20 protein-coding genes are annotated in these 18,280 nt (G+C 54.0%); 11 read left to right on the top strand and 9 right to left on the bottom strand.

The window, feature by feature from the left end; all coding sequences use genetic code 11:
* The first annotated feature begins 6 nt into the window (after window positions 1-6).
* Genes K5Y32_RS24140 through K5Y32_RS24155 form a run of 4 tightly spaced genes read left to right on the top strand, consistent with a single transcriptional unit; the run spans window position 7 to window position 3,851 of the window.
* Window positions 7-1,188 (top strand): MFS transporter, encoded by a 1,182-nt coding sequence (locus K5Y32_RS24140; RefSeq protein WP_158238591.1) that lies wholly within the window; start codon window positions 7-9, stop codon window positions 1,186-1,188.
* Window positions 1,189-1,190: 2 nt separating this feature from the next.
* Entirely contained in the window at window positions 1,191-1,907 is a 717-nt protein-coding gene (locus K5Y32_RS24145) for an alpha/beta fold hydrolase (protein ID WP_222186080.1), read from the top strand.
* On the top strand, window positions 1,889-2,671 hold the full coding sequence (locus K5Y32_RS24150) for an HpcH/HpaI aldolase/citrate lyase family protein (protein ID WP_101760659.1): 783 nt from the start codon (window positions 1,889-1,891) through the stop codon (window positions 2,669-2,671). The genes K5Y32_RS24145 and K5Y32_RS24150 overlap by 19 nt, the downstream gene beginning before the upstream one ends.
* Before the next feature lie 10 nt (window positions 2,672-2,681).
* Complete coding sequence (locus tag K5Y32_RS24155; protein ID WP_222186081.1) at window positions 2,682-3,851, top strand: cupin; 1,170 nt, start codon at window positions 2,682-2,684, stop codon at window positions 3,849-3,851.
* Window positions 3,852-3,896: 45 nt separating this feature from the next.
* Here K5Y32_RS24155 and K5Y32_RS24160 read toward each other — a convergent pair whose 3' ends face one another.
* The 4 genes from K5Y32_RS24160 to cpxP form a co-directional block, all read right to left on the bottom strand.
* A complete protein-coding gene (locus K5Y32_RS24160; RefSeq protein ID WP_101760661.1) occupies window positions 3,897-4,886 on the bottom strand; it encodes a sulfate ABC transporter substrate-binding protein in 990 nt (329 codons plus the stop codon).
* 146 nt (window positions 4,887-5,032) lie between these two features.
* The gene (gene pfkA / locus K5Y32_RS24165) at window positions 5,033-5,995 is read right to left on the bottom strand and encodes a 6-phosphofructokinase (protein ID WP_101760662.1); all 963 of its coding nucleotides are present in this window, start codon (window positions 5,993-5,995) and stop codon (window positions 5,033-5,035) included.
* Between the two features lie 209 nt (window positions 5,996-6,204).
* Window positions 6,205-7,107 (bottom strand): CDF family cation-efflux transporter FieF, encoded by a 903-nt coding sequence (fieF, locus tag K5Y32_RS24170; RefSeq protein WP_008109699.1) that lies wholly within the window; start codon window positions 7,105-7,107, stop codon window positions 6,205-6,207.
* 202 nt (window positions 7,108-7,309) lie between these two features.
* Window positions 7,310-7,822 (bottom strand): cell-envelope stress modulator CpxP, encoded by a 513-nt coding sequence (gene cpxP / locus K5Y32_RS24175; protein WP_222186082.1) that lies wholly within the window; start codon window positions 7,820-7,822, stop codon window positions 7,310-7,312.
* A 150-nt stretch (window positions 7,823-7,972) separates the two neighbouring features.
* On the opposite strand from cpxP, the gene cpxR reads away from it, so the two are divergent.
* From cpxR to trmL, 3 genes are read left to right on the top strand one after another with little or no spacing between them, the layout of a single operon-like run.
* A complete protein-coding gene (gene cpxR, locus K5Y32_RS24180; RefSeq protein ID WP_222186083.1) occupies window positions 7,973-8,671 on the top strand; it encodes an envelope stress response regulator transcription factor CpxR in 699 nt (232 codons plus the stop codon).
* Window positions 8,668-10,044 (top strand): envelope stress sensor histidine kinase CpxA, encoded by a 1,377-nt coding sequence (cpxA, locus tag K5Y32_RS24185; RefSeq protein ID WP_101760665.1) that lies wholly within the window; start codon window positions 8,668-8,670, stop codon window positions 10,042-10,044. The genes cpxR and cpxA overlap by 4 nt, the downstream gene beginning before the upstream one ends.
* Before the next feature lie 35 nt (window positions 10,045-10,079).
* The gene (gene trmL, locus K5Y32_RS24190; RefSeq protein WP_101760666.1) at window positions 10,080-10,553 is read left to right on the top strand and encodes a tRNA (uridine(34)/cytosine(34)/5-carboxymethylaminomethyluridine(34)-2'-O)-methyltransferase TrmL; all 474 of its coding nucleotides are present in this window, start codon (window positions 10,080-10,082) and stop codon (window positions 10,551-10,553) included.
* Here trmL and cysE read toward each other — a convergent pair.
* From cysE to K5Y32_RS24215, 5 genes are all read right to left on the bottom strand, one after another.
* Window positions 10,550-11,365, bottom strand: coding sequence for a serine O-acetyltransferase (cysE, locus tag K5Y32_RS24195; protein WP_008109705.1), 816 nt, complete (start codon window positions 11,363-11,365; stop codon window positions 10,550-10,552). The genes trmL and cysE overlap by 4 nt on opposite strands.
* A gap of 69 nt (window positions 11,366-11,434) precedes the next feature.
* The gene (gene gpsA, locus K5Y32_RS24200) at window positions 11,435-12,454 is read right to left on the bottom strand and encodes an NAD(P)H-dependent glycerol-3-phosphate dehydrogenase (protein ID WP_154194956.1); all 1,020 of its coding nucleotides are present in this window, start codon (window positions 12,452-12,454) and stop codon (window positions 11,435-11,437) included.
* Window positions 12,454-12,918 (bottom strand): protein-export chaperone SecB, encoded by a 465-nt coding sequence (gene secB, locus K5Y32_RS24205; protein ID WP_222186084.1) that lies wholly within the window; start codon window positions 12,916-12,918, stop codon window positions 12,454-12,456. Before secB ends, gpsA begins: the two co-directional genes overlap by 1 nt.
* A gap of 40 nt (window positions 12,919-12,958) precedes the next feature.
* Window positions 12,959-13,213: a glutaredoxin 3 gene (grxC, locus tag K5Y32_RS24210; RefSeq protein ID WP_007885328.1), complete on the bottom strand. Its 255-nt coding sequence runs from the start codon at window positions 13,211-13,213 to the stop codon at window positions 12,959-12,961.
* Between the two features lie 18 nt (window positions 13,214-13,231).
* The gene (locus K5Y32_RS24215) at window positions 13,232-13,663 is read right to left on the bottom strand and encodes a rhodanese-like domain-containing protein (protein WP_222186085.1); all 432 of its coding nucleotides are present in this window, start codon (window positions 13,661-13,663) and stop codon (window positions 13,232-13,234) included.
* Between the two features lie 249 nt (window positions 13,664-13,912).
* Between K5Y32_RS24215 and envC the strand changes: the two genes are divergently transcribed.
* Genes envC through K5Y32_RS24235 form a run of 4 tightly spaced genes read left to right on the top strand, consistent with a single transcriptional unit; the run spans window position 13,913 to window position 18,258 of the window.
* The gene (envC, locus tag K5Y32_RS24220) at window positions 13,913-15,214 is read left to right on the top strand and encodes a murein hydrolase activator EnvC (protein WP_222186086.1); all 1,302 of its coding nucleotides are present in this window, start codon (window positions 13,913-13,915) and stop codon (window positions 15,212-15,214) included.
* A gap of 3 nt (window positions 15,215-15,217) precedes the next feature.
* The gene (locus K5Y32_RS24225; protein ID WP_222186087.1) at window positions 15,218-16,114 is read left to right on the top strand and encodes a divergent polysaccharide deacetylase family protein; all 897 of its coding nucleotides are present in this window, start codon (window positions 15,218-15,220) and stop codon (window positions 16,112-16,114) included.
* Window positions 16,115-16,133: 19 nt separating this feature from the next.
* Entirely contained in the window at window positions 16,134-17,354 is a 1,221-nt protein-coding gene (locus K5Y32_RS24230; RefSeq protein WP_222186088.1) for a glycosyltransferase, read from the top strand.
* Window positions 17,347-18,258: a hypothetical protein gene (locus tag K5Y32_RS24235; protein WP_222186089.1), complete on the top strand. Its 912-nt coding sequence runs from the start codon at window positions 17,347-17,349 to the stop codon at window positions 18,256-18,258. The genes K5Y32_RS24230 and K5Y32_RS24235 overlap by 8 nt, the downstream gene beginning before the upstream one ends.
* Window positions 18,259-18,280: the final 22 nt, after the last annotated feature.

The raw sequence follows: 18,280 nt of genomic DNA on the forward strand, positions 1-18,280 counted from the left end.
CTCATTATGAAAGCGTTATTGCGTCGTGATGTGCTGCTGTTTTTCATTATTAGCTTGCTGTTTTTTATCAGCATTCACGCCTTTGATCCGTTTCTCGCCCCCTACATCATGTCGCTGAATGTCGAGGCGCGCGTGATGGGAATCATCATCGGTGCGACCGGATTGGCCTCGATGCTGCTGCGTTTTCCGACCGGCATTCTGTCGGACCGCTTTCGCCGCCGCAAACGCATTATCCAGATTGGCTTATTGTTTACGCTTATCGCCTGGCCGGTGGTTTACCTTTGGCCGACACCGGAAACACTGTTTATCGCCAAGCTCGCCGATGGCGTCACCAGCGCAACGTGGGTGGTGTATAACGTGATGTTCGTGGCTTACTTCCCGCCGCTGGAAGCCGCCGCCGCGATCGCCATGCTGAGCGTCACCTCGCCGGTAGGCACTTTTATCGGGATTTCGGTGGCGGGATTTATTGCCCGTCATTTCGGTGCCGAATCGAGCTTTTTGGTGGCGTCCGCTGCCGCGCTGCTGGCTTTTTTGCTGACATTCTTTATCCGTGAAAAACGCCCGGAAGCGATGCCCACGGCGCAACGTCTCTCTGCGGTTCGCACTCAGCTGCGTGATCCTTCGGTGTGGTATCTCGGCGGACTCTGTGCACTGGTGATGATGGTGCCATTTGCCACGCGCGACACGCTGACGCCGCTACTGGCAGAAGGCTTTGGCATGGCGGCCGCTTCGCTGGCGACGCTAAGCGGCATCCATCTGTTCTTCTATGCGCTGGCCACCGCGCTGTGCGCGCCCTTCTTCTATCGCCTGCTGGGCTTACGCAACACGGCAATTATCGGCGGCGTGCTGCAAGGGGCCGTAGCGATAGCCATGCCTTACGCGCCCAATATCTGGCTGCTGTATGGCTTGCAGGCGCTGGCGGGCTGTGCCTTCGGCATGATCTCCACCGTGCTGAATTCGCTGATCGTCACCCGCACGCCCGCCTGGCAGCAATCCACTCGCGTTGGGCTATATCAAAGCATCTACTCCGCTGGGATTTTCTTTGGCCCGGTGCTGGTCGGCTACATCAAATACTACTTCGCGATGCAGCAGGGCTTTATGGTGATTGGCATTATTTCATTGCTGTCGCTGCTGCTGGTGCGCCATGTGATGCGGATGGTGAATGCCCGTCCTGTGGCGGAGGGCTAATCATGTCACTGCCTTTGGTGTTACTGGGCGGTACCTTGTGCGACGGCGCGTTGTGGCAACCGCTTTGCCGCCATCTACCGCAGCAGCCGATGATCATTCCCGAGATGAGCGGTGCTGACAGCGCCGAACAGCTCGCGGCGCAACTGCTGACTGACTTGCCGCCGCGCTTTTTACTGGTGGGATTCTCGCTGGGTGCGCTGGTGGCGCTGGAGATGCAGGCGCAAGCCGCGCAACGCATCGCGGGCCTCGCGCTGCTGGCGGTGAATCCGTTGGCGGATGCGCCGGTCAACGCTGCGGGACGTATTGCCTTGCTTGATCGGGCTGCGAAAAACGGTATGCGATCGGTGGTTGAGCAACTCTGGCCGCGCTATGTCCATGCATCGCGGCTGGCGGATCGCGAGCTGCTTGGCGCGCTGGTGACGATGGCAGAACGCAGCAGCGTTGAGCGCTTTCGTCAACAGACCGCCATCGCCCTACAACGTCGCGATTTACGGCATACCTTACTGGCGCTGCAGGCACCGCTGTTGATCCTCAACGGCGACAGCGACGCCATCTGCACCCCCGAACACCATCACCTGCTTGTCAAAGCGGCTCCCGCCGCACGCCACATCACGCTTGAACAGTGCGGACACTTTCTGCTGCTGGAGCAGCCGCAAGCCTGTGCCCGCGCGCTGCAAACCTGGATTAAGAGGAGTGAATTATGCGTATCAACCCTTTAAAACAACGCCGTGAACCGATTATTAACGGCTGGCTGGCGATCCCCAGCAGCTACAGCGCCGAGATTGCCGGACATCAGGGCTTTGATGCCGTCACCGTTGACCTGCAACATGGCCTGATCGATTTCGCCGCCGCGCTCAGCATGTTGCAGGCACTATCCTCCACACCCGCGACGCCGCTGGTGCGCGTCTCGCACAACGAGCCGGCGCAGATTATGCGCATGCTGGATGCCGGCGCCTACGGCATTATCTGCCCGATGATCAACGATGCCGCCGAAGCGCAGCAGTTTGTCGATGCCTGCCGCTATGCGCCGCAAGGTTCGCGCTCGTTTGGTCCAGCGCGTGCGCTGCTGTATGGCGGCAAAGATTATCCGCAGCATGCTAACCAGCAAATTCTGACGCTGGCGATGATTGAAACACGCGCGGGGTTGGCCAATCTTGATGCCATTCTCGACGTCGAGGGATTGGACGGCGTGTTTATCGGCCCCAACGATCTGTCTCTTACGCTCACCGGCCAGGCCAGCGCCGAATCGCAGCATCCTGAGATGTTAAATGCCATTGAACGGGTGCTGAGCCGCACCCGCGCCGGCCACAAACTGGCCGGTATTTTTTGTACCAGCGGAGAAGCCGCCGCACAGCGCATCGCACAGGGCTTTCAGTTGGTGACCCCCGCCAATGATGTGATGCAGCTAACGCATGCCGCACGCCACGCTGTCGCCACCGCGCGCGGTGAGGCGTTGCCTGTTCGTTCTGGTTCGGGTTATTGAGGAGAAGAAGATGAAACAGCAAACATTGTCCGCTACAGCAGCACGTGCGCGCCTGATCGCGCCGCAAGATATGGTGTCGTGCAATCTGGCGTTTATCGACTGCAAACTGCCGGGTTCGCATCTCAAGCAGAATTACTCGTTTATCGGGCCGGGCGTGACGCAGTCGTCTGAGCAGGTGATCAATATTCCTGAAGCGCACGGTTTTAATATTGGCGCGGCGGCGATGCCAAAAGGCGTGACCAATAATCTGCATCTGCATTTCACTGCCGAAGTCTTCCTGATCCATGAAGGCCGCTGGCGTTTCCGCTGGGGGAATAAAGGCGAAGAGTCGCTGGAGCTCGACGCTCCGGCGATTGTCAGCCTGCCAACATGGATTTTCCGTGGCTTCACCAATGTGTCGGCTACCGATACCGATGGCTGGGTATTTACCGTGCTGGGCGGCGATAACACCGGCGGCATTATCTGGCATCCCGATGTGATGTCGGCGGCGGCGGAATATGGACTCTATCTCAGCCCCAATAACATGCTGATCGATACCTCAACCGGCGCGGCGATCCCGCCGGTTGCAGAGCGTATGCCGCCGCTGCCCGAGGTGGAGATGGCGCAGTTACAGCATTTTACGCCCGAGCAGATGACGCAGTTTGCCGTCACCGGTGAGCAGCGCGCCTGGAGCGATCACGCGCTACTGGATGCCATGTTGCCGGGTCACGGTGCGCGTATGGCACCCGTCATCGGCTATGGCATCAATCAGGATCGTCAGGTCGCTCCACCCATCAACACGCCACACGGCTTCTCGGTAGAGTGGCTGGCTTTGCCACGAGCGGGCGAGATGGGTACGCACCGCTGCGCACAGGTGCAAGTACTCATGGTGTTTAAGGGCACGCTTACTGTGACCTTCAATCGTGATGGTGAAGAAGTGACGATGACCGCGCCGGAGCGTTCGGTGATTTCCGTGCCGGCAGGCAGCTGGCGTCGCTATCAGGCACCCGATCATGCGTGTGAAGTGGTGATTACCACTGCGGGTGACGGACGGAAAAAACTGGAATGGGATAAAGCGATTGTCGATGCCGCTGCTGCGTTAGGTTGGGGGCTGGATCCAGATGGCTATCTGGTACGTCAGGCATTGTTGCCGCTGGTGGCCCAGCGTGCCGGTCGGCGGTTGGCGACGCAAGAGGCGTAATGGTATGTAAAAAGGTCGCCATAAATGGCGACCTGACGATGTACGTTATGGCTTCATCACCTGGTCGTAGCTGCCACCATCGGCGAAGTGGGTTTTCTGGGCTTGCGTCCAGCCACCAAATTTGTTGTCGATAGTGAACAGTTTTACCGGGGCGAATTTATTGGCAAATTTCTCCGCAACGGCTTTATCACGTGGACGATAGAAATTTTCCGCCGCGATAGTCTGACCTTCCGGCGAGTAGAGATACTTGAGGTAATCTTCGGCTACTTTGCGGGTGCCCTGCTCGTCGACCACTTTATCCACTACCGAAACCGTTGGCTCCGCCAGAATCGATTCGCTCGGGGTGACGATCTCAAACTTGTCTTTACCCAGCTTATTAACCGCCAGATAGGCTTCGTTTTCCCACGCTATCAGCACATCGCCAATGCCGCGTTCTACGAAGGTGTTAGTGGCACCACGTGCGCCGGAATCCTGCACTTCTACGTTCTTAAACAGCGATTTCACGTAAGCCAGCGCTTTGGCTTGATCGCCGTTGTTCTGATCCAGCGCCCAGCCCCATGCAGCCAGATAATTCCAGCGTGCGCCGCCTGACGTTTTCGGGTTTGGCGTGATGACGGAAACGCCCGGTTTGATCAGGTCTGGCCAATCATGAATGCCTTTCGGGTTACCTTTGCGCACCAGGAACACGATGGTTGAGGTGTAGGGTGCGGAGTTGTCCGGCAGGCGTTTAATCCAGTCTTTATTGATACGACCACGGTCAGCAATAGCATCGACATCAGATTGCAGCGCCAGCGTAACCACATCAGCACGGATGCCATTGATCACTGAGGTCGCTTGTTTACCCGAACCGCCGTGCGACTGGCGAATCACCACGTTGTCGCCGGTTTCCTGCTTGTAATGCGCGCTAAACGCTTTGTTGTACTGCTCGTACAGCTCACGGGTTGGATCGTAAGAGACGTTTAACAGCTGAATATCCTTTGCCAGAACACTGGTTGAGGCCAGTAACAAGGTGACACCAATACTCCACTTATTCATTGCTTGCTCTCCCGAGGTCGTTATAGAACAAGACTGACACAAACTTATCCACGGATTAAAGAATTAAAAATAAGCTGTTATAACCGCATGGAATATGAGCAGGCATAAAAAAGGCGCGAATCGCGTCGCGCCTTGATGCTGAATAATCAGTAGAGTTTTTTCGCGGTATCCAGCCAGTCGCGTTTGAATGGACGCTTCATATTTTCAATCGCATCAATGATGTCGTGATGCACCATCTTCTCGTTCTGAATACCGACGCAGCGGCCGCCGTAGCCTTGTAGCAGCAGCTCGATGGAGTAGGAACCCATGCGCGAGGCCAGAATGCGGTCATAGGCACAAGGTGCGCCGCCACGCTGAATGTGACCGAGAACGGTGGCGCGGGTTTCGCGTTTGGTTTCAGCTTCAATGAAGTGAGCCAGATCGTCGATATCGCAGATGTGCTCGGTGATCGCCACGATGGCGTGCTTTTTACCTTTGGCAATGCCGGCTTTGATTTCAGCAACCAGCTCTTCGCGGGTATACGGGATTTCAGGCAGCACGATGAACTCGCAGCCACCGGCAATCGCTGCCGCCAGGGTTAAATCGCCGCAGTAACGGCCCATCACTTCCACGATGGAGATACGCTGGTGGGAAGATGAGGTGTCACGCAGGCGGTCAATCGCTTCAACCACGGTTTCCAGCGCAGTGAAGTAACCGATGGTGTAATCAGTACCTGCTACGTCGTTATCAATGGTGCCAGGCAGGCCGATGCACGGGAAGCCCATTTCAGTCAGGCGCTTGGCACCCATGTAGGAACCATCACCGCCGATAACCACCAGCGCATCAATACCACGCTTTTTCATGTTATCAATCGCGGTCTGGCGCACTTCATCGTTGCGGAATTCTGGGAAGCGTGCGGAACCGAGGAAGGTGCCGCCGCGGTTGATCATGTCTGACACGCTGTAGCGGTCAAGGTTGATCATGCGATCTTCGTACAATCCCAGATAGCCGTCGTAAATACCAAAAACTTCCAGTCCTTCACTCAGCGCGGAACGTACAACTCCGCGAATGGCTGCGTTCATGCCTGGGGCGTCGCCGCCGCTGGTCAGTACTCCGATTTTTTTGATCATGACAACCTCTGGATTGTTCAAAAACTAAGGATTATTCCTGCCATGTGTCCGGCGTGGACCAGCTCGCGATCGCATGGCTTAATAGTTGCAAAATAGTATATCAAACGCTTGATGCTGAATTGATTCAGGTCAGACAAGTTTTCGCTAATTTTTTACAGAGTTGTTAGCGTTACGTCACTTTTTTTGTGTAATTGCATGATTTTAAATCGCTAACCTTGAAAAAATCCGTGTTGATTGCTCGGCACAACAGAGCAGGGATCTTGATGGATGATCACGTCGGAACCGGGAAACTTCTTGAGTAACGCCTGCTCAATTTGATCGGCCACCTGATGCGCCTGCACCAATGGCAACTGATCTTCCATCTCCAGATGCAACTGGATAAAACGCGTGGGGCCTGATTGTCGCGTGCGTAATGCATGCGCGCCGCGTACGCCCGGCCAGTTGGTCACCACGTTGATAATCTCCTGCGTTTCATGCTCGGGCAGTACGCGATCCAACAGCGCCTGTACCGCGTCATAACCCATCCGCAAGGCGTTATAGAGAATATAAACGCCGATGCCGAGTGCGAACAAAGCATCCGCCCGTACAAAACCATAGCTGCTCAAACCGAGGGCGACCAATATTGCGCCGTTCATCACCACATCAGATTGATAGTGCAGCATGTCTGCGCGAATCGCCTGGCTGCGCGTGCGTCGCACCACCCAGCGCTGGAAGGCAACCAACGTCAGGGTTGAAAACAGCGCAATCACCGTCACCACAATGCCTACCAGCGGAGCATGTAAGGTTTCGGGCGAGGCCAGATGCTGAATGCCGGTGAGAAACAGAAATAGCGCCGAGCCGGAGATAAACATGCTTTGCGCCAGCGCGGCCAGTGATTCGGCTTTACCGTGCCCGAAGGTGTGATCGTCATCAGCTGGCTGCAGCGAATAGCGCACTACCAGCAAGTTAGTCAGTGAAGCGGCGATATCCACCAATGAATCCACTAACGCCGCCAACATGCTGACAGAACCGGTATGCCACCAGGCGAAAATTTTCACGATCAACAGCAGCGTCGCCAGCGTAGTCGCCGCCAGCGCCGCCCGATTAACTAACTTTGCATAGGAAGAATCCATGCTATGCCTCGCCGGGTCGCACGCTTCATAGGTGCGGCCTTTAGGTCTCAAGATTGCTAAAGTTTATCATTGGCATAAGTGTGCTGCGTGATTGAATTTTAAGGCAATGATGTTAGAGAGAAATGACAGGCAAAAAAAACCCCCGCATCATGCGGGGGAAGACAGGGATGGTGTCTATGGCAAGGAAAACAGGGATACTATGTTACTGGTTACTGCTGGTACTACTCACTGCTTGCAGCGGTGATGATGGCTGCAATCCTGAGAGCCGACAAACTTCAGCTAATCGTCGCTCATAATTTTTCTGCAATGTCGCTTGCTGTGCAGGCGTTAGCAGGTGGTACATCTGATTACGAACCCGAGCCATCTCGACTTGCTGCTCTACCGCTGCGCGGGCTTGTTTTTCTGCCTGCTGTCGGATAGCCGATTCGTTAAATTTGTCTGCAATGACAAGGTCATGCATAGTTTCTATATCTTGAACGCTGATTGTTGGGCGTTCGTGTCGCGCTTGCTGCATCAGGTCTCGCATCTGTTGCCGCTGTTGTTCAGTCAGCTCAATGCCATCGAACATGTAGCTTTGCGGATTTTGCGTCATACTGCCTGTCGTCAATCCGCTGTTCGGATGCATCTCGTCAATCGTCGTCGTGTCTGCTGCTTCGGCGCTGGCGTGACTGAGAACCATCGCTGAGGCAATGACGACGGCGGTTAAGTAGCGCATCGTTAACTCCCAGTTCGTTCCGTTTTGCGATTCAACGAGAGCCAGTGTACGGCGGTGGCTGCAAACATCCGTCAGGGGGTGTAAAACTACGTAAAGCGTTGGATTGCAAGTCAAGGAACACGGTATTTTGCCTGCGGAGGGCAATAAAAAATGAATAAAATCCTGTTGGTTGATGACGACCGCGAATTAACTTCGCTGCTTAAAGAACTGCTTGAGATGGAAGGTTTTGAAGTCGTTGTGGCAAGCGATGGTGAGCAGGCGCTTAACCTGCTAGACAACACCGTGGACTTGCTATTGCTTGATGTGATGATGCCGAAGAAGAACGGTATCGACACTTTGAAAGAACTACGCCAACAGCACCAAACTCCGGTCATTATGCTGACTGCACGTGGCAGCGAACTGGACCGTGTTCTGGGTCTTGAACTGGGTGCAGATGACTATCTGCCTAAACCGTTTAACGATCGTGAACTGGTAGCGCGTATTCGTGCCATTTTGCGCCGTTCAAACTGGAGCGAGCAGCAACAGCAGCACGATAACAGCTCACCAACGCTGGAAGTCGACTGCCTGCGCCTGAATCCGGGTCGTCAGGAAGCCAGCTTCGACAGCGAAACTTTGGATCTCACCGGCACCGAGTTCACCCTACTCTATTTGCTGGCACAGCATCTGGGTCAGGTGGTATCGCGTGAGCACCTTAGTCAGGAAGTGTTGGGCAAACGTCTGACACCGTTTGACCGCGCTATCGATATGCACATTTCTAACCTGCGTCGTAAATTGCCGGAACGTCGTGATGGTCATCCGTGGTTTAAAACCCTACGCGGACGCGGCTATCTGATGGTTTCGGCATCATGATTGGAAGTTTAACCACCCGCATCTTCGCCATCTTCTGGCTCACGCTAGCGTTGGTGTTGATGCTGGTTCTCATGGTGCCTAAACTCGATTCGCGCCAGATGACTGCGTTACTGGAAAGCGAGCAACGTCAGGGCACCATGATTGAACAGCACGTTGAAGCGGAGCTGTCTCAGGATCCGCCGAACGACTTAATGTGGTGGCGTCGCCTTTTCCGCTCTATCGACAAATGGGCGCCGCCCGGTCAGCGTTTATTATTAGTAACCAGCGAAGGCCGGGTGATTGGCGCGCAGCACAATGAAATGCAGATCATCCGCAACTTTATTGGGCAGTCGGATAACGCCGACCACCCACAAAAGAAAAAGTATGGTCGCGTGGAGATGGTTGGACCTTTCGCGGTCCGCGATGGCGAAGACAACTATCAGCTTTACCTGATTCGTCCTGCCACCAGCTCGCAGCTCGATTTCGTTAATCTGCTGTTTGACCGCCCGCTACTGCTGCTGATTGTCACGATGCTGATCAGCTCGCCGCTGCTGCTGTGGCTGGCGTGGAGCCTGGCACGCCCCGCGCGCAAACTTAAATATGCGGCGGATGAAGTGGCAAGCGGCAATTTGCGCCAGCATCCGGAACTGGAATCGGGGCCGCAAGAGTTTCTGGCTGCGGGTTCCAGTTTCAACCAAATGGTGAGCGCGCTCGAACGCATGATGACGGCGCAACAGCGTCTGCTGTCCGATATCAGCCATGAATTGCGTACGCCGTTAACTCGCTTGCAGCTGGCAACCGCGCTCCTGCGTCGCCGTAACGGTGAAGGCAAAGAGCTGCAGCGCATTGAAACGGAAGCGCAGCGTCTTGATGGCATGATTAACGATCTGCTGGTCCTGTCACGCACTCAGCACAATAACGCGTTGGTTAGCGAAGCGATGAAGGCCAATCAGCTGTGGAATGGCGTGCTGGAAGATGCCAAATTTGAAGCCGAGCAGATGGGCAAACTGATGGAAGTGCCCTATCCGCCTGGCCCGTGGCCGCTGTACGGTAATCCCCATGCGCTGGAGAGTGCGCTGGAGAATATCGTGCGTAATGCGCTGCGCTATTCGAATTCGCACATCAGCGTCAGCTTCTCGGTGGATATTGCGGGCATCACCATTCATGTCGATGATGATGGTCCAGGAGTCAGCCCAGAAGATCGCGAGCAGATTTTCCGTCCGTTCTACCGCACCGATGAGGCGCGCGATCGTGAGTCAGGCGGCACCGGATTGGGCCTGGCGATTGTCGAAACCGCCATCCAGCAGCATCGCGGCTGGGTTAAAGCGGATGACAGCCCGCTCGGCGGTTTACGCCTCACGCTGTGGCTGCCGCTGTACTCCGCCCGTCAATAATTTGTTATGCTTCGGCCCTCGTTTCTGGGGGCCTTATGCTAAACATTGTCTTATTTGAACCTGAAATTCCGCCAAATACCGGCAACATCATTCGCTTGTGCGCAAATACCGGTTTCCAGTTACACCTGATTGAACCGCTGGGCTTTGCCTGGGATGACAAGCGCCTGCGCCGCGCCGGGCTGGATTACCACGAATATACCGCCTTAAAAAAACACGCCAATTACGCAGAGTTTCTGGCAACAGAAACGCCACAGCGCATGTTCGCCCTCACCACCAAAGGAACGCCGGCGCACAGCGCGGTGAGCTATCAGAAGGGTGATTATTTGGTGTTTGGTCCGGAGAGTCGCGGTTTACCCGCAGAAATTCTCAACGCGCTACCCGCTGAGCAGAAAATCCGCATTCCGATGATGGCGGAGAGCCGCAGCATGAACCTGTCTAATGCAGTATCAGTGGTGGTGTATGAAGCGTGGCGCCAACTCGATTATGCTGGCGCACTGATCAAAGGCTAGATGCCGTCACCGTACTCAAAGCCTGCGCCGTTGAAGTGCTGATCCATATCCATCGACGGTTTATCGCTGGTCGGTTTACCGACAATGCGCGCTGGTACGCCGGCCGCCGTGGTATGCGGCGGTACAGGCTGCAGGACAACTGAACCGGCTCCGATTTTTGCGCCGCGCCCCACTTCAATGTTGCCCAGAATCTTGGCGCCGGCGCCAATCATCACACCTTCACGGATCTTCGGATGGCGATCGCCGCTGGTTTTACCAGTACCGCCGAGCGTCACCGATTGCAGAATTGAAACATCATTTTCAATGATTGCCGTTTCGCCGATGACAATGCCGGTAGCATGATCAAGCATGATGCCGCGACCAATGCGTGCCGCCGGGTGAATATCCACGGCAAATGAGACGGAGATTTCGTTCTGCAGATAGACAGCCAGTGCGCGGCGACCTTCTCTCCATAACCAGTTACCAATGCGATAGGCCTGTAAGGCGTGGAAACCTTTGAGATAGAGCAGCGGCGTGGAGTATTTATCAACAGCGGGATCGCGCTGACGCACAGCCTGAATATCGTAGGCCGCGGAGACAATCATCTCTGGGTCTTCACGATAGGCTTCTTCCACGATTTCGCGAATAGCGATAGCGGGCATGATCGGGTTCGCCAGCTTGTTAGCGAGCATGTAACTGAGCGCGCTGCCAAGGTTTTCGTGTTTGAGCAGTGTCGCATGGTAAAAGCTGGCCAGCATCGGTTCACAGTCGGCCAGGGCTCTGGCTTCGGCTTTGATATGGTTCCAGACCAGTTCTAACTCTTCAGACGACATTGCTGTTTGCTCCCGATAAAAAAAGCGCCTGATGGGGCGCTACAGGTGGTGACGCTGGCGCATCCTGCTTCAGCTTTGGCTGTTTTCGTCCTTCCTTGCACGGCCAAGTAAGGTCAATGCTGCCTCTCGCGCTGATTTTCCGCAATAGAGCACCTGATAAATCTGCTCGGTAATCGGCATTTCTACGCCGACGCGAGCGGCCAATGCTTTGACTTCTTTAGTGTTTCTGTAGCCTTCTACAACTTGTCCGATAATGCGTTGCGCATCGTCTACGCTCTCGCCTTGCCCCAGCATCATGCCGAAACGACGGTTACGCGACTGATTATCGGTACAGGTCAGCACCAGATCGCCTAAACCGGCCATGCCCATAAAGGTGGTGGCATCGGCACCCAGCGCTGCGCCGAGACGGCTCATTTCAGTCAGGCCACGGGTGATTAAGGCAGTACGCGCGTTGGCACCAAAGCCGATGCCGTCAGAAATCCCCGCACCAATCGCAATCACGTTCTTAACCGCGCCGCCTAACTGCACGCCGATGAAATCCTGATTGTTATAGACGCGGAAACTTTTACCACAGTGCAGCTTCTGCTGCAGGTCTTCAGCAAACTCCGCATCGGTCGATGCCAGTGCGATGGCCGTTGGCATGCCGGCTGCCAGCTCTTTTGCAAAGGTGGGGCCGGAAATCACCGCGAGCGGAATCGCATCGCCGAGGATTTCACGCGCCACATCCTGCAGCAAACGGCCGGTCTCTTTTTCCAGTCCTTTAGTCGCCCAGACAATCCGTGAATCGGCACGCAAATGCGGTTTAAGCTGCGTCAGCACGTCGCCAAATACATGGCTCGGCACCACGACCAGCAGATCGCGACTGGCGTTAACCACGGTTGCCAGATCGGCTTCAGGAACGAGATTATCAGGGAAAGGAACATCGGGCAGGAATGCGGCATTGCAGCGGTCAGCTTGCAGCTGCGCCACGCTTTGAGGATTGTGGCCCCAGAGCAGAACCGGATGGCCGTTGCGGGCCAGCGTGATGGCCAATGCGGTGCCGTACGAGCCGGCACCGATGACGCTAATTGAAGCGTTGAGTGTAGTCATCAGGCATCCTGATGTGGCGTTTCGCCTTCACCTTGCTGCTGCAGATAGTTCATGAACAGCGCATCAAAGTTCACTGGCGCCAGGTTGAGCTGCGGGAAAGTACCACGAGACACAAGGCTGGTTACACATTCGCGTGCATACGGGAACAGAATGTTCGGGCAGTACGCACCGAGGCAATGTGCCATCTGCGTGCCTTCGATACCGCTAATGGTGAAAATACCCGCCTGCTGTACTTCGCACAGGAATGCGGTCTCTTCGCCAACGGTTGCCGTTACGGTAACGCGCAGAACGACTTCAAAAACGCCATCAGCTAACTGAGAAGAGGCGGTGTCCAGATCCAGCTTCACTTCCGGTTCCCACTCTTTCTGGAAAACCTGCGGTGCGTTTGGCGCTTCGTAAGAAACATCTTTGGTGTAAACACGTTGAATCTGGAACTGCATTTCGCTGCTGCTTTGCTCTGACATGTGACTAAATCCTGTGAGTTAAAATTGTCTGACCGAAAAGTTATGCCTGGAGTAAAGGATCAAGTCCCTGACGCCCATCCAGCGCGTAAAGATCGTCACAGCCGCCAATGTGCTGCGCATCAATAAAAATCTGTGGCACCGTAGTGCGGCCGCTGCGTTGAATCATCTCTTCACGTTTCGCCGCGTTCCCGTCAATGGGAATCTCCTGGAACGACACGCCTTTCTGATCCAACAACGCCTTTGCACGGTGGCAATAAGGACAAGTGACTTTGGTGTAGATCTCTACATTCGCCATACGGTTACCTCTGAGAAATTATTTACCGCGCACCAGTGGCAGATTTTCACCACTCCAGCCGCTCACGCCATCTTTCAGTACGGAGACTTTTTCAAAACCCGCTGCGCTCAATTTCGCTGCAGATTCACCCGCACTTTGACCGGTCGCGCAAACTACAATTATGTGCTGTGACTTGTGCTTTTCCAGCTCACCAAAGCTCTCTTTTTTAATGTCTGCTGCCGCTACGTTGATAGCCCCAGAAATGTGTCCTTTGCGGTAATCGTCACGTGAACGAACGTCTACCACCACCGCGCCCTCTTTGTTAATCAGGTGGGTAGCTTCACCACGGCTGATGGTTTTTACTTTAGAGAACATACCTTTAACGGTGGTCACAATCACGAGAACGAGTAAAGCGACCCATGCCAGACTGAGGATGGGGTGATTGCTTGCAAACTGCATAATTTCTTGCATGAGGGGTAACGACTCCAAACCGGGCTGATAAGCTAAAACAAGGGTTCTGAGTATACCTGCGCCACTTCGCATGTACAGTCGCTAAGGGGACAGAGTTACGATTTGTGCGTCATTTTCCAAAAAAAGTGTTCTAATCCCAAAATTAAGACAAAGTTTATGCCGGTAAGCTCGGTACAGACATTTTTAGCAAAGTAAAACCCGGCCGGGCTAACTGGTAAGCGGCTGTTCATCGTGGAATAATTATCGACTATGAAGGGAAAAGCGACCGTTACACACACAAGGACCCGTCACAACGGCACTGCGCTTCCGTTGTCATTTCGCTGGTCCGAAATCTCCCTGAGTCTGCTTCTGGCGGGCACATTATTACTTCCTGCTGCCGCTCGCAGTGCGGATGACAGTAAAACGCAGTTGAAGTCCATTCAGCAGGATATCGCCGAGAAAGAGAAAAGCGTTAAAGCACAGAAAGTGCAGCGCAGTAAGCTGTTGGATCAACTGCAGAGTCAGGAAAAAGTGATTGCGCAGGCCAGCCGTCAGCTGCGCGAAACGCGTAACAGCCTCAGCACGCTCGAAGGTGAAATCGCGCAGGTCACCTCCTCTATTTCGCGGCTGGAAAAGCAGCAAGCGCAGCAGGAAAAACTGCTGGCACAACAGCTTGATGCCGCCTTTCGTCAGGGACAGCATAATGGTCTACAGTTGCTGCTTGGTGGCGAAGAAGCCCAGCGCAGTGAGCGTATTCTTGCCTATTTCGGCTATCTCAACGCCGCACGCCAGAAAAACATCGACGATCTCAAGCAAACCCAACAGCAATTAGCGGAACAGCGCCAATCATTGCAGGGTAAACAGGATCAGCAAAAATCGTTGTTAGCTCAGCAGCAGACGCAGCAAAACAAGCTGGAAGCAGCTAGCGCGGCGCGTAAGAAAACGCTAACCGCACTGGAAAGCTCGCTGGAGAAAGATCAGGCTGACCTGGTTGAGATGCGTGAGAACGAAAGCCGATTGCAGAGCAAAATCGCCAAGGCTGAGCGTGAAGCGCGTGAACGTGCCGAACGGGAAGCGCGCGAGGCGGAAAAAGTACGTCAACGTCAGGCACAGGCGAAAGCCAAAGGATCAAGCTATCAGCCAACGCAGAGTGAGCGCGAGCTAATGGCGCGTACCGGCGGATTAGGCAAGCCCGGCGGGCAAGCGGTTTGGCCGGTACGTGGACGCATTGAACATCGCTTCGGTGAATCGATGCAGGGCGAATTACGCTGGAAAGGTCTGGTGGTCGATGCGCCAGAAGGCACCGAAGTGAAAGCTATCGCAGATGGACGCGTACTGATGGCCGACTGGCTACAAGGCTATGGTCTGGTTGTGGTTCTGGAACACGGTAAAGGTGATATGAGCCTTTATGGCTACAACCAAAGCGCACTGGTGAGCGTGGGTGCTCAGGTGAAGGCAGGACAGCCTATCGCCCTTGTGGGCACCAGCGGCGGCCGCGGCACGCCTTCGCTCTACTTTGAAATCCGACGCCAGGGACAGGCCGTCAATCCACTACCGTGGTTAGGAAGATAAGTTTTGTTTCAACCCTCTAAGCTCTCGGCCGCCCTGTGCGGCCTGTTTCTATCACTTTCCGCCCATGCGGGAAAACTCTCCATCGTGATCGACGACTTCGGTTATCGGCCAAAAGAAGAGAATAAAGTGCTGCAGATGCCTACTGCGATTTCCGTTGCGGTCCTGCCGAATGCGCCACATGCGCGTGAGATGGCGACGAAAGCGCATCAGGGCGGTCGCGAAGTGCTGATTCACCTGCCGATGGCACCACTCAGCAAACAGCCGCTGGAGAAAGACACGCTAACGCCAGAGATGAGCAGCACGGAAATCGAGCGGATTATTCGCGAAGCCAGTGACAAAGTGCCTTACGCCGTCGGCCTGAATAACCATATGGGCAGCAAAATGACATCCAGCCTGCCCGGCATGCAGAAAGTGATGCAGGTGCTCAATCACTACAACTACTACTTTCTCGATAGCATGACGATTGGCAACAGTCAGTCGATCCCGGCCGCGCAAGGCACTAACGTTAAGGTACTCAAACGTCGCGTATTCCTTGACGATAGCCAGGATGAAGCTTCAATTCGCATACAGTTTACCCGCGCGGTGAAACTGGCGCAGCGCGATGGTTATGCCATCGCCATTGGCCATCCGCATCCCACGACGGTGCGCGTCCTGCAGCAGATGCTGCCGACATTACCCGCCGATATCACGTTAGTGCGGCCAAGCCAGTTACTGAATGAGCCGCTGCATCAGGGCACGACTCCGCCGCCATCCAAAACGCAGCCTCAACGCTTCCGCGCGCCAGGCGTATGTAAACCGAACAAACCGTTGGCGCCAGTGCCGCAGAGCCACGCCGTTGAGTTGATCAGTGAAAGCATTGCGCAAAGTCTATTGGTTCAGTCAATAAGGCAGCTCTTCTGAGCTCGGGAAAAGAAATTCAATGAGAAGAAAAATTCTGCTGTTGGATACCGGCCGCGAATGGGGCGGCGGTACCAACAGTATGCTCGAATTGCTCAAGCGCATTGATCGGCAGAGGTTCGATATTACCTGCTGTTTCTACAACAACTATTCGCGCGGTAACAGTGAAACCATTGAGTCAATCTTAAATTCGATAGGTATTCCGGTGGTATTTATCGCCCAGCGTCGTCAGCCGAAATGGGCGAAAATCGCTAAAGAATTGTTGCGAACGCTGTTCATTTTTAACCGTTCGTTGAAAAAACAGATGATTGATCGGGTCGATGAAAAATGGCGTGTGTTGCCAAACGCCCAACAGATTTCATCTCTTTTGCAAGCTGGGCAATATGACGCGCTGTATATGAATAATCAACCGAGCACAAATGTTGAAGGCTATCGCGCGGTTGAGGATTTGCAGGTTGCACTGATTCAACATTGCCGCATTGAGCCACAGTTAAATTCAGTGTTAGTGGACATGGTTAATAAACGCGTTGATGCCGTTATTGCGGTTTCGCATGGCGTAAATCAGACTTTGCGCCAAAGCGGCATTGATGCGCAGCGTTGCTTCACCGTTTCAAATGCTATTGATATCCATCAGGCCTTACCGGATCGCGAGGAAGTGCGCGAGCGCTTTGCTTACTCGCCTGATACTTTTATTTTTGGCTCCATCGGCTCTCTTATTACGCGTAAAGCGAACCATCATATCTTCCAGGCGCTGGGCCAATTCAAACGCATACATCCCGAAGCCAACTGGAAAATGGTGGTGGTGGGTGCCGGGCCGGAACAGGAGAATTTGGTTTTGCTGGCGCGCAAAGAGAACATTGCGTCGAATATTGTGTTTACTGGCTTTCAAAATAACCCTATGGATTACCTCGCGGCGTTTGACACTTTTATTCTCGCTTCAAGTAGTGAAGGCCTACCGCGCGTCGTGTTGGAAGCCATGCTGGTGAAAACGGCCGTGATTGGTTCGAACGTAGTTGGAACGGCAGAACTAATTAGCCACAACGAAACCGGATTATTATTTGAATACGGCGATATTAAACAATTAAGTGCGCATCTTGCCGTATTATGGCAAGACGCAAGTTTACGCCAGCGTCTCATTAACACCGCCGAAGAACGTGTACGCGAATGCTACGCCATTGAAAACTATGTGGCCGGGGTAGAGACAATATTGGATAAAAGTATTAAAAGGAAAACTCATGTTTGATTTTTTGAACAAAAATCGTCGGCATATTCGTGCACGTCATAATATTCCTTATGCGCAAAGCAATACGCAAGGCGACGTTACGGTTACCTCGGTTGTTATACCTTGTACTGGCGCGGATTATGTTGAAGAAGCGTTATTAAGCGCTGAGTTTGCTCGTCGGTTTGCGCCGGAAATGGAAGAGATTGTTATCGTGAGCGACCAATCTGAGCAGGCTTTTGGCAAACTTCCACATAATTGTCGCGTGGTAACGCTCAATGTTCCGCATCGCGAGGAAAGCTATCGCTATAAGCAAATCTATCGCAGTCGACTAATTAAAATTCAGGCGCCTTTACAAGCCAAAGGCGACGGTATTTTAATGATTGATTCGGATCTTAATTTGCTTAAATCGCCTGATATTCGTATGCATCCAGGCCACCTTTACTCCAGTTTCCGTAACGGGAAAATGATCGCCAAGCTAGAGGGCGCGGAAGCCCAGGCCATTCCCGCCTATTACCGGCCATCAATAAGACCTTATTTTGAAGATCACGTTAATGGTGCGTACCTGGCGGCAACCCGACAAACCTGGAAACGTATTTGTCCACTCTGGTTAACGCTCTTTCAGGATACCTGGGAATTAATGAATGACAGCCAACCGCCGACGGATCAGCTTCCCCTCGCCGCTTTGTTGGATATGTTGGATCTTCGCACCGTCAATTTAGGAGAATGGGCAAACTGGCCGGTTTCCAAAAAGATTGGCGGTAGCTCAGCAACCATTCCGGCAGACGTCATTGGCGCGCACGGTGGCTTTCCCTTGAGTGAATGGCAAAAGTATTTGAATGATCCCACTCAGCCACTCACCTTTAAAGGCCAGGATTACACGCGCAAAGTACGCTATCTGACGGATGATGAAAAGAAACAATCCTGAAACTCTCCGGCCACCAGGCCGG

The organism is Pantoea sp. DY-15, from assembly GCF_019795935.1.
Lineage (GTDB): Bacteria > Pseudomonadota > Gammaproteobacteria > Enterobacterales > Enterobacteriaceae > Pantoea > Pantoea leporis.

Excerpts from the sequence above, each read along its gene's own strand:
- K5Y32_RS24140 (WP_158238591.1), top strand. The coding sequence starts at position 7 with ATGAAAGCGTTATTGCGTCGTGATGTGCTGCTGTTTTTCATTATTAGC.
- K5Y32_RS24155 (WP_222186081.1), top strand. The coding sequence starts at position 2,682 with ATGAAACAGCAAACATTGTCCGCTACAGCAGCACGTGCGCGCCTGATC.
- cpxR (WP_222186083.1), top strand. The coding sequence starts at position 7,973 with ATGAATAAAATCCTGTTGGTTGATGACGACCGCGAATTAACTTCGCTG.
- K5Y32_RS24150 (WP_101760659.1), top strand. The coding sequence starts at position 1,889 with ATGCGTATCAACCCTTTAAAACAACGCCGTGAACCGATTATTAACGGC.
- cysE (WP_008109705.1), bottom strand. The coding sequence starts at position 11,365 with ATGTCGTCTGAAGAGTTAGAACTGGTCTGGAACCATATCAAAGCCGAA.
- cpxA (WP_101760665.1), top strand. The coding sequence starts at position 8,668 with ATGATTGGAAGTTTAACCACCCGCATCTTCGCCATCTTCTGGCTCACG.
- pfkA (WP_101760662.1), bottom strand. The coding sequence starts at position 5,995 with ATGATCAAAAAAATCGGAGTACTGACCAGCGGCGGCGACGCCCCAGGC.
- K5Y32_RS24235 (WP_222186089.1), top strand. The coding sequence starts at position 17,347 with ATGTTTGATTTTTTGAACAAAAATCGTCGGCATATTCGTGCACGTCAT.
- secB (WP_222186084.1), bottom strand. The coding sequence starts at position 12,918 with ATGTCAGAGCAAAGCAGCAGCGAAATGCAGTTCCAGATTCAACGTGTT.
- K5Y32_RS24160 (WP_101760661.1), bottom strand. The coding sequence starts at position 4,886 with ATGAATAAGTGGAGTATTGGTGTCACCTTGTTACTGGCCTCAACCAGT.
- K5Y32_RS24145 (WP_222186080.1), top strand. The coding sequence starts at position 1,191 with ATGTCACTGCCTTTGGTGTTACTGGGCGGTACCTTGTGCGACGGCGCG.
- grxC (WP_007885328.1), bottom strand. The coding sequence starts at position 13,213 with ATGGCGAATGTAGAGATCTACACCAAAGTCACTTGTCCTTATTGCCAC.
- K5Y32_RS24215 (WP_222186085.1), bottom strand. The coding sequence starts at position 13,663 with ATGCAAGAAATTATGCAGTTTGCAAGCAATCACCCCATCCTCAGTCTG.
- trmL (WP_101760666.1), top strand. The coding sequence starts at position 10,080 with ATGCTAAACATTGTCTTATTTGAACCTGAAATTCCGCCAAATACCGGC.
- cpxP (WP_222186082.1), bottom strand. The coding sequence starts at position 7,822 with ATGCGCTACTTAACCGCCGTCGTCATTGCCTCAGCGATGGTTCTCAGT.
- fieF (WP_008109699.1), bottom strand. The coding sequence starts at position 7,107 with ATGGATTCTTCCTATGCAAAGTTAGTTAATCGGGCGGCGCTGGCGGCG.
- K5Y32_RS24230 (WP_222186088.1), top strand. The coding sequence starts at position 16,134 with ATGAGAAGAAAAATTCTGCTGTTGGATACCGGCCGCGAATGGGGCGGC.
- gpsA (WP_154194956.1), bottom strand. The coding sequence starts at position 12,454 with ATGACTACACTCAACGCTTCAATTAGCGTCATCGGTGCCGGCTCGTAC.
- envC (WP_222186086.1), top strand. The coding sequence starts at position 13,913 with ATGAAGGGAAAAGCGACCGTTACACACACAAGGACCCGTCACAACGGC.